This is a genomic window from Streptomyces sp. H39-C1 (genome assembly GCF_027158125.1).
GTDB lineage: Bacteria > Actinomycetota > Actinomycetes > Streptomycetales > Streptomycetaceae > Actinacidiphila > Actinacidiphila fildesensis.
The window spans coordinates 1-7,946 of record NZ_JAPVLS010000171.1; the positions used below are offsets into that span (position 1 = coordinate 1).

Consider the following 7,946-nt stretch of genomic DNA (forward strand, 5'->3'; position numbering starts at 1 on the left):
TCGGCGTCCTCGGCTACCTGCCCGGCTATCTGCAGGAGGAGGGGTACGAATCAGGCAGCGTCCGACGGTTCGCGCTGCTGCGGCTGTTCCTGCCGGACGGCGTCGCCGCCCCGGTCGCGGTGGCCCTGATCGCGCTGACCGCCCTCTACGTCATGCGCCGCGGCGACCCGGACCGGCCGTGGAGCGGCGCGCTGCTCGTCACCGGCACCGCGCTGCTCCTGACCTCGCCCTCCTACTACTGGTACGCCCTGCTGGTGATCGCGCTGGTCGCCCTCGACGGCCGCTGGGAATGGCTCGCCGTCCCCCTCGCGGGCACCGTGCTCTACATCGGCAACGCCATGGCACTGCCCAGCGAACTACTCCAACCCTGGTCCTACGGAATCGCCGCAGGGGTGGTTGTCGCCGGCACGCTCCTAAGAGCACGAGTTGATCGAGGCCAGCTTGACCGCGCTGCTCCCGGCCGTGCCGTGACTGTGTCGATTCTCTGACTCTCGGACAGTCGGATGGGCTGCTTTGGCGGCGACTATCGATGCCCGTCAACTGTCACTGCAGATAGGCAGATTGGGCCAGTAAATGAAGGGCTCGTCCGAACACCGGGGCCTTCACAAGGTCAGTACGGTAGAAGTGCCTCCTTCTCTGCACGAGTCAAGTGAGCCCCGGGGGCCGACTACTGCTGCCGGGCGCGGGGGGAGGGTTGCTCTGGCAGCAGCAGGCGTTGGTCACCCGCACGGGACGTCCCGGGGGCCATGGCGACGACAGATTAGGGCAGGCGGGGGGCGCGGTGGGATCGGCCGCCGGGCAGGGCCGGGGTCGGGTGGTCGGGAGTGGTTCGGGTGGCCTCGGGGTGGCGTTGCTGCCAGTAGGGGTTGTCGTGCGGGAGGCTGCCGCTGACGCGTCCGTACATGCCGAAGGTGGCGACGAGCAGGCCCATGGCGAAGCTGAACAGGACGTTGGGGATGCGGAACGCCAGGTAGTTGAAGGAGCTGTCGAGTAGTGCGAGGTTGACGAATCCGCTGAGGATGAAGAGGGAGCCGACAGCGATCTCGATGGTCGAGGCGATGTTCCCGCCGACGACCGACGCGCCGATGAGGATCGCGCCGAAGGCCAGGGACAGGACGCTGAGCAGGCCGTTGCTCGACAGGCCGGCCACCATGCGGCCGGTGGTGTCCAGGAACTTCAACTGGTCCACCAGCCCTAGGATCCCGAACACCAGCAGGACCACACCGCACAGGCCCGCACCGACCCGGTACACCGTGCGGAGCCGGTGATCAACGGGCATCTCGTCCTTGAGTTTCACGATGACCTCCACACACTGCGTTCGGGCTGGCGGCTGCCCGCCGGGCCCTCAGGGGCGTCGACCGCACCTCGCTCCGAGTGCCGGGGCACGGTGCTGTGGCGCGGCGCGCCGACGGCAATGTTGCGGATGGGGTCATGCGTCGACCGCTGCTTCCACCATGACCCCTCCACGATGACCCTGCATGATCAAATATGAAACCGTAAGAATTGGGTCATAAACGGCGGTCAGTGAGCCGTGGTGGCCCCGGGATGATCGGGTACCCCGACCACTTGCGGACCAAGGACACCGATCTGCTCTGCCTCCTCACTGCGGTTTGCCCCGAGATGACCCAGCTCACCGCCCTCATCAGCGACTTCGCCGCCCTGCTGACACCCGCCAGCGGCAACGACTCCAAACTCACCGAATGGATCGCCCAGGCCCGCTGCGCAGCCCTGCCTCAACTGCGCAGCTTATGCAACGACCTGGAACTCGACCGTGCCGCCGTCAACGCCGGCCTGACCCTCCCCTGGAGCAACGGCCGCACCGAAGGCGTCAACACCCACACCAAGCGGATCAATCGGCAGATGCACGGCCGTGCCCGATTCGAGCTCCTCCGCCACCGCATCCTGCTGAGCACACAGGCACCCGACGTCACCACCGACTACAGAACAGAGCCGAACGTTTTACAGTCCCGAGCCCGGGGCCGCCGGGGGACGCGTCACGGGGTCTGGGGCGTGTGCTGTCCCTGATTCCGTGCGGGCTGGCGTCCGGGTTCCGGCGGCCCGGGTGATGGTGGTGGGACGGTGGTCAGTGGTTGTAGCCGTCGTGGCTGGCCCAGTCGCCCTTGTTGTCGCTGTGGTCGTCGTCATCGCTGCTGATGTTCTGGCAGACGTTGCCGAACGCCGGGTTCAGGAGACCGACGACGTTGACGGTGTTGCCGCATACGTTGATCGGCACGTGGATGGGGACCTGGAGGAGGTTGCCGGACAGAACACCCGGGGAGCCGATGGCTGCGCCCTGGGCGTCGGCGTCGGCGGCGGCGATGCCGGCGCCGGTGGCCAGGATGGCACCGGCGGCGGCGGTGATGGCGGCTGCCTTGGCGATACGGGACATCGAAGTCTCCTTGGGAGGGTTGAGTGCGCCGTAGGGTCACGGCGTTTCTTCACCAACGGGCCTGCTTGGCCACAGGTCACGGGTGTTCCGCCGAACGAGTGCCCGCATGACGCGCCGCAGCCCCGGGACGCTGGCGGGGCAGGGGCCGTCCAGGTGAATGCGGGTGGTCGGAGGTGGTGCCGCCCGTGCCGTGGACCGTGCGCTGCTCGTTCATGGGGTGCGACATCGAGGTCCGGTCGGGCCTGGCGGTTTCGCCCTTTCCTGCCAGGCCCGACCGCATCGTCCGTAACCCTACGGGCGGTGACCCGTGCGCCCAGCGGACAGTCTCGAGATGGGCTTGACGAGCCGTTGGCCAGTCGTTCGCGCCCGTGTCGCGCTGCGGGGACGCGTTGAAACCAGCCCGTTCTCCGGCCGCCGACGGAGCTCGTGCTTCTGGTTTCGTCACTGCTGCCGGCCGCCGGATTCGATAGAGGTTCCTCGCCGATCGCGTAGGGGCCCGCCCGAACGGCCTCGGCTGGCGGGGGCAGAAGAAATCGCGTGCACCATGAAGCGGACCGCGGCGCCGCAGTCGGCGATACGGCGCTGGAGGCGCTCTTGGACACCATCGCGCCACGGTTGCAAACAGAGACCGCCGCCGTCGCGTCCCTACGTGAGCAGGCTGTTCGTCTGCTCGAGGCAACCGCGTGTGGCCCTTTGCCGCAGGCGTTGGCGAAGCATGGTGTGGCCAGTCGGAGCGTCCGTTATCACGCGGGAGCGCTGCGGGAAGATGCCGCACTGGCCATGCCGCTGCCCCGGTCTTTGCCGCCGCCCCAGGTTCCTGCCAGGATGCCGACTCGTCCTGGCGGGCCCCGGGCCGCCCCTGATCGCTGCCCGTCATCATCCTCGGCCTGGGCCGGTACGAAGAACGCCTCTTCCCCCCAAAGCCCTGCGCTCTCATCGCCACCAGGCCCAACACGCCCGCCATCCACACCGTCGGAAGCGTCCCGGTCATAGGTGACCCGGCACTCGGACTAGGCAAGGGGAGAGTGCGGGCAAAAAGGCGCGGGGACGCCGCAGCAGGTGTAGAAGACCCGCCATGGTACGAAGCGATGCCCGCACTGCCATCCCCCGTCGTGGCAGCACATCACCCCGTTCAGCTTCGTGCCCCACGGATGGCTGCAAGCCCTCGACAGGCCGTTGGTCATCCGTGTGTGACGGTCCGTCCCGGACCGTCACATCGTTTCTCAGCTCTCGCCCACCGCAGGCTGGCTCTGTGGACTGCGCGGTGGTCGGTGAGCCTTCACTGGAGCTTCCACAAGCGGACGGTGTGGTCGTCGCTGCTGCTGGCGAGTGTCTTGCCGTCGGGGCTGAATGCCACCGCGTTGATATCTGAGGTGTGGCCGGTGAGGGTGTCGGTGATGCGTCCGCTGGAGACCTCCCGAAGCTGAACGGGGTGGTCGGTGGTCTTGCTCAGACTGAGGGTGCGGCTGCCGCTGGCCAGGGTCTTGCCGTCGGGGCTGAACGCGATCGAATTGACGGCGCTGGTGGGGGGTTGGGCGGTGAGGGTGGCGATGATGCGTCCGCTGGAGAGGTCCCACAGCCGGATGGAGTGGTCGGCGGTGTCGCGGTTGCCGCCCCCGGCGCTGGCCAGGATCTTGCTGTCGGGGCTGAACGCCACCGAGCTGACTTCCTGTCCTTTGGCTGTTTGCGGGAGGGAAAGGGTGGTGGTGAGTGTGGTGCTCTGAACGTCCCACATCGTGATGCTGGCGTAGGCGCCGCTGGCGAGTGTTTTGCCGTCAGGGCTGAATGCCACGGCGTTGACCTCGGTGGCATAGGGGTGGTCGAGGATGCCGGTGACCTGTCCGTGCGTCGTGTCCCACAGCCGGACGGTCGTGTCGCTGCTGCCGCTGGCCAGGGTCGCGCCGTCGGGGCTGAAGGCCAGCGAGGTCACCCTGCCGCTGTGGCCGGTGAGGGTGGCTTTCAGGCTCCCGGTCGCCACCTCCCACAGGCGCACGGCGTACCCGGCCTCCTTGTCGATGTCGTTGCCGCCACCGCTGGCGAGAGTTTTGCCATCGGGGCTGAACGCCACCGCAAGGACGTAGTTGGGGTAACTGGGGAAGCCGGTTTGGGTGACGATGCCGCGTCCGCTGGAGACCGCCCACAGCCGGATGGCGTTGTCCTCGCTGCTGTCGCTGCCGCTACCGCTGGCGAGAGTTTTGCCGTCGGGGCTGAACGCCACCGCGTAGACGGAGCCGGTGGGGCCGGTCAGTACTTGCGTGTCCGAGCCGGAGGACCGCGTCACCTCCACCACGGCGACCGCCGTCGCGGCTGCCGCCACCGCTCCGGAAGCGGCGAGTATGACGGTGCGGCGCCGTATTCCGCGGCGAGTCGGGACGGATCCCGCCATGCGCGGCTGACCCTCCTGCCCGGCACCGTCCCCGTCGTTGTTGCGGCCCGCCGGACCGGTCGGCTGCTGCGGACCTGGCGGTTGGGAGGAAGCCATCAGCATACGACCGTTCTCGAAAGAATCCACAAGGAGAAGCCCAGGAAGCGACCCACCGGTGCCTCCCGGGGAAGCTTTCCATCAAATAGCTCTCCCGGGGAGCGACTTGCCCACATGGTCTCCCCGACCGAGGCACGCTCAGGCCGATGCGGTCGGAACGGCAGGGGCCAGCATGGTGGCAACGCACCTGCTGCTCAGTCACGGGTGGTGGGACGCGGCCGGGTGGACCTGTTCAGCGACTGGGGACATGGTGGGTGGCTGGCTGGTGCTCCACTGGATGGACGGGCTGGTGCGGGGGACGCCCGGTAGGTCGCGAACGGAACCCGAGGCTTCGCCTGCTGGGAGTTTGGAAGAACTGCAACGCATGATGTCCTGCGGCGTGTCGTGCGGGGTCGGGTGGGCCGTGCGGGGGGTCATGCTGGCAAGCAGCTGCCCGTGGCTTACAGCAGGGTGCGGTGGCCTTTCACCCCCGCTTCCGCACCGCGCTGCACCGGTCGGCAGCCTCGATGCCTACCGGCAACTGCGGGCTGCTGGGCCGGCCGGTCGTACGGGAGCCCCCTTCGCGGCAATCGGGCCATCGGATTGCGTAGCCGTCACACGGCCAGTTTCCTCGGGGCTTTCGTTCGGATCGTTGAGGGCCGCCGTCCGCGGTCCGTGCAGGCATTGATTCGTCCTGCCCAGGCCCCCTCCCGGTGGTCCGGTGATGGTCGTGCCGGGCATGGTCCCGGTGGTTGAGCTGCTCTCCTCCGGTGTGAGGGAGCGGCCGGGTGGGCCGGGGGGCGAGTCGACCCCGGGCTTCGCCTCCCGGGGCCGGCTCATCTCGACTTCGTATGCCCCGGCGGCCAGCGCGCCAAGCCGCCACGGCGCGCACAGTGCCCGCGTCAGCCGGTTGCCGTCTGGGCGGGCTGGGCTGTTCGGGTGGGGAGCACCGGCTGCCGCCGTTTCTGCGTGGTTTCGGGGAATCCATCAGGCCTCACCACCCACCGCCTGGAGGAGTAGCCGTCATGTTGGAGCGCACCCGGACGAAGGACACCACCACGGTCACCTTCATCCTTCCCGCCGATCACCCGCACGCGCAGGTCAGTGTCGTGGGGGATTTCAACGATTGGCAGCCCGGCGCCCACCCGCTGGCCGCCCGCACGGACGGCACCCGCGCGGTGAGCATCGCGATGCCCGCCGAGCGGTGCTTCGGCTTCCGCTACCTCGCTGCGGGCGACCGTTGGTTCGACGACGAACACGCCGACAGCCACGACGGCACCAACGGCTACCTCCACACCTGAGCCCCTCCCCCTACCAGCAGAAACGGAAGGTGACACGCATGAGCATGTGGGACTACACCGCCGCCGCGCAGTACACGTCCGGCACGGACCTGACCGGCTACAAGGTTGAGGCCACCGACGGGCACATCGGCAAGGTCGACGAGGCTACCGACGAGGTCGGCGCCGCGTACATCGTGGTCAACTGCAAGCCCTGGCTCATCGGCAAGCACGTCATGGTGCCCGCCGGCGCCATCACCCGCGTCGACCACGACCAGGAGACCCTCCATGTCGGGCGCACCAAGGACCAGGTCAAGGACGCGCCCGAGTACGACCCGGACACCATGGCCGGCAGCGCCGACTACCGCAGCAGCCTCGGCACCTACTACGGCGACCGCTGATCTGTGGTGGGAGCGGGTTCGTGCCCCGCTCCCACCGTGGTCGGTTGCTGCGCGATGGCCTCGGCCGCGTCGTCCCGTGTCGCAGCACGCGCGGGTGACGCGGCGGCCGTAGCCGCTGGGGGAAGTTCGCGGGGGGCCGACCAGTTGCGCACGTTCCCACAGTAAGCCAAGCGGCGGCTGTTGCCGATGGGATGCGCGGTGTTCGGCAGGCGCGCGGATGAGGATCTTGGGCATGTCGCAGAAGAGACCGGCCGCGAAGAACACCGCGGCTTCGGGAGCGCCGTCGGTGCGGACGCGCTCGCCGCGCTTGACCGGACCGGCGCGAGCGGCGGCAGCCGCCCAGCTCAAAGAGATGTACGAGGCAGGTGCAACGATCCGCCAGATCGCGCAGCGCACTGACCGCTCCTACGGTGGCGTCCGCGCCCTGCTGGTCAGCGCTCGGGTTCCGTTCAGGGGCCGCGGAGGAAAGCGAGCACAGCCGACACCGCCATAGTGCGCCCTGGCGATCCGCTGTCCCGCTCTGCCAGGCAAGCAAGCTCGCTCACCAGGCGCTCACAGCGGTGGCCGTCGGGCTGACGCTTGGGAGGCGACCCATCCGCCCCCGGGTCGCCTAGGGGCGGCTGTGCCGGGCTGGGGCACCGGATCGGACGGGGCCCAACCAGGGCCGCCCGATCCGGCTGATCCCGTGGTGTCAGGGGTCGGGCGGAAGCTAGTGACGGCGCCCGCCCACTGCGGCGGCGGCACGACGCCGGAGGGAAGGCCGGCATCCTGCCCTGATGTCAGGCCGAGGGCCGGCACCTTGGACACCAGTTCGGACCACTCGCGGTCGTCCTGCCCCGGCAGCATCCGCCCGGTTTGCCGCCACCGCTCGACCAGCGCCGCAAAGATCGGCGGATCGTCCGCGCGCAGACCCGTTTCCGCACCGTCACCGGCTGCCCTACGCCGCCGACCGGTCGGGCTCACGAACGCCTGTGTGCCTGTCACCCCCGACTAACGACCATGCACGCAAGCCCGCAACCCCCCTCGCTCACCCATCACTCCACCGAGGGTCCACCGCGGCACGGCGCTGACGCGGGCGTTACCGCGACAGTCCCCCCGGCACATCGTGTGAGGACAGATCGTCGGCGAGCCGACTGCGCAGCAGGAGCAAGGCGGCGGGGTCGGCGACCTGGGCGAGATCGTCGAGCAAGGCCCGCACGCGCGGGGCGTCTTCGGTCCGGACGGCCTCGACGACACCGTCGATGATCTCGCGGACACAGGCGGGCACGAGCCCGGGATCGGTGCGCATGATTAGTACTGCAACCGCATGTGGTGTGACTGTTGGCGGTGTGGCTCGTTGGTCCGACTGTGTGACGAATCGTTGACGGTGGAGCAGGTCGAGTCGTGGTCCGAGGGCGTAGAAGAGTTGCATGCCCGGT

At 68.8% G+C, this 7,946-nt stretch carries 7 protein-coding genes and 2 pseudogenes; 5 read left to right on the forward strand and 4 right to left on the reverse strand.

From position 1 onward, the window contains the following. Window positions 1-488 (forward strand): annotated as a pseudogene (locus tag O3W51_RS46320) (hypothetical protein); the annotation flags it as partial. Between the two features lie 272 nt (window positions 489-760). Here O3W51_RS46320 and O3W51_RS46325 read toward each other — a convergent pair. Next, a complete protein-coding gene (locus tag O3W51_RS46325) occupies window positions 761-1,297 on the reverse strand; it encodes a DUF4383 domain-containing protein (RefSeq protein WP_187145080.1) in 537 nt (178 codons plus the stop codon). Window positions 1,298-1,557: 260 nt separating this feature from the next. Here O3W51_RS46325 and O3W51_RS46330 point away from each other — a divergent pair. Further along, window positions 1,558-1,911 (forward strand): annotated as a pseudogene (locus O3W51_RS46330) (transposase); the annotation flags it as partial. 172 nt (window positions 1,912-2,083) lie between these two features. Here O3W51_RS46330 and O3W51_RS46335 read toward each other — a convergent pair. Both O3W51_RS46335 and O3W51_RS46340 read right to left on the reverse strand, forming a co-directional pair. Continuing rightward, window positions 2,084-2,389: a chaplin gene (locus tag O3W51_RS46335; protein ID WP_269290001.1), complete on the reverse strand. Its 306-nt coding sequence runs from the start codon at window positions 2,387-2,389 to the stop codon at window positions 2,084-2,086. Between the two features lie 1,279 nt (window positions 2,390-3,668). Next, the gene (locus tag O3W51_RS46340; protein ID WP_187145081.1) at window positions 3,669-4,775 is read right to left on the reverse strand and encodes a WD40 repeat domain-containing protein; all 1,107 of its coding nucleotides are present in this window, start codon (window positions 4,773-4,775) and stop codon (window positions 3,669-3,671) included. A gap of 1,100 nt (window positions 4,776-5,875) precedes the next feature. Between O3W51_RS46340 and O3W51_RS46345 the strand changes: the two genes are divergently transcribed. From O3W51_RS46345 to O3W51_RS46355, 3 genes are all read left to right on the forward strand, one after another. Then, a complete protein-coding gene (locus tag O3W51_RS46345; protein WP_138353606.1) occupies window positions 5,876-6,151 on the forward strand; it encodes an isoamylase early set domain-containing protein in 276 nt (91 codons plus the stop codon). Between the two features lie 38 nt (window positions 6,152-6,189). Then, on the forward strand, window positions 6,190-6,528 hold the full coding sequence (locus O3W51_RS46350; protein WP_138353607.1) for a PRC-barrel domain containing protein: 339 nt from the start codon (window positions 6,190-6,192) through the stop codon (window positions 6,526-6,528). A gap of 232 nt (window positions 6,529-6,760) precedes the next feature. Continuing rightward, window positions 6,761-7,021: a helix-turn-helix domain-containing protein gene (locus tag O3W51_RS46355; protein ID WP_381587720.1), complete on the forward strand. Its 261-nt coding sequence runs from the start codon at window positions 6,761-6,763 to the stop codon at window positions 7,019-7,021. 585 nt (window positions 7,022-7,606) lie between these two features. Here the strand turns inward: O3W51_RS46355 and O3W51_RS46360 are convergent. Beyond that, complete coding sequence (locus tag O3W51_RS46360) at window positions 7,607-7,816, reverse strand: hypothetical protein (RefSeq protein ID WP_138353609.1); 210 nt, start codon at window positions 7,814-7,816, stop codon at window positions 7,607-7,609. Between the last annotated feature and the right edge of the window lie 130 nt (window positions 7,817-7,946).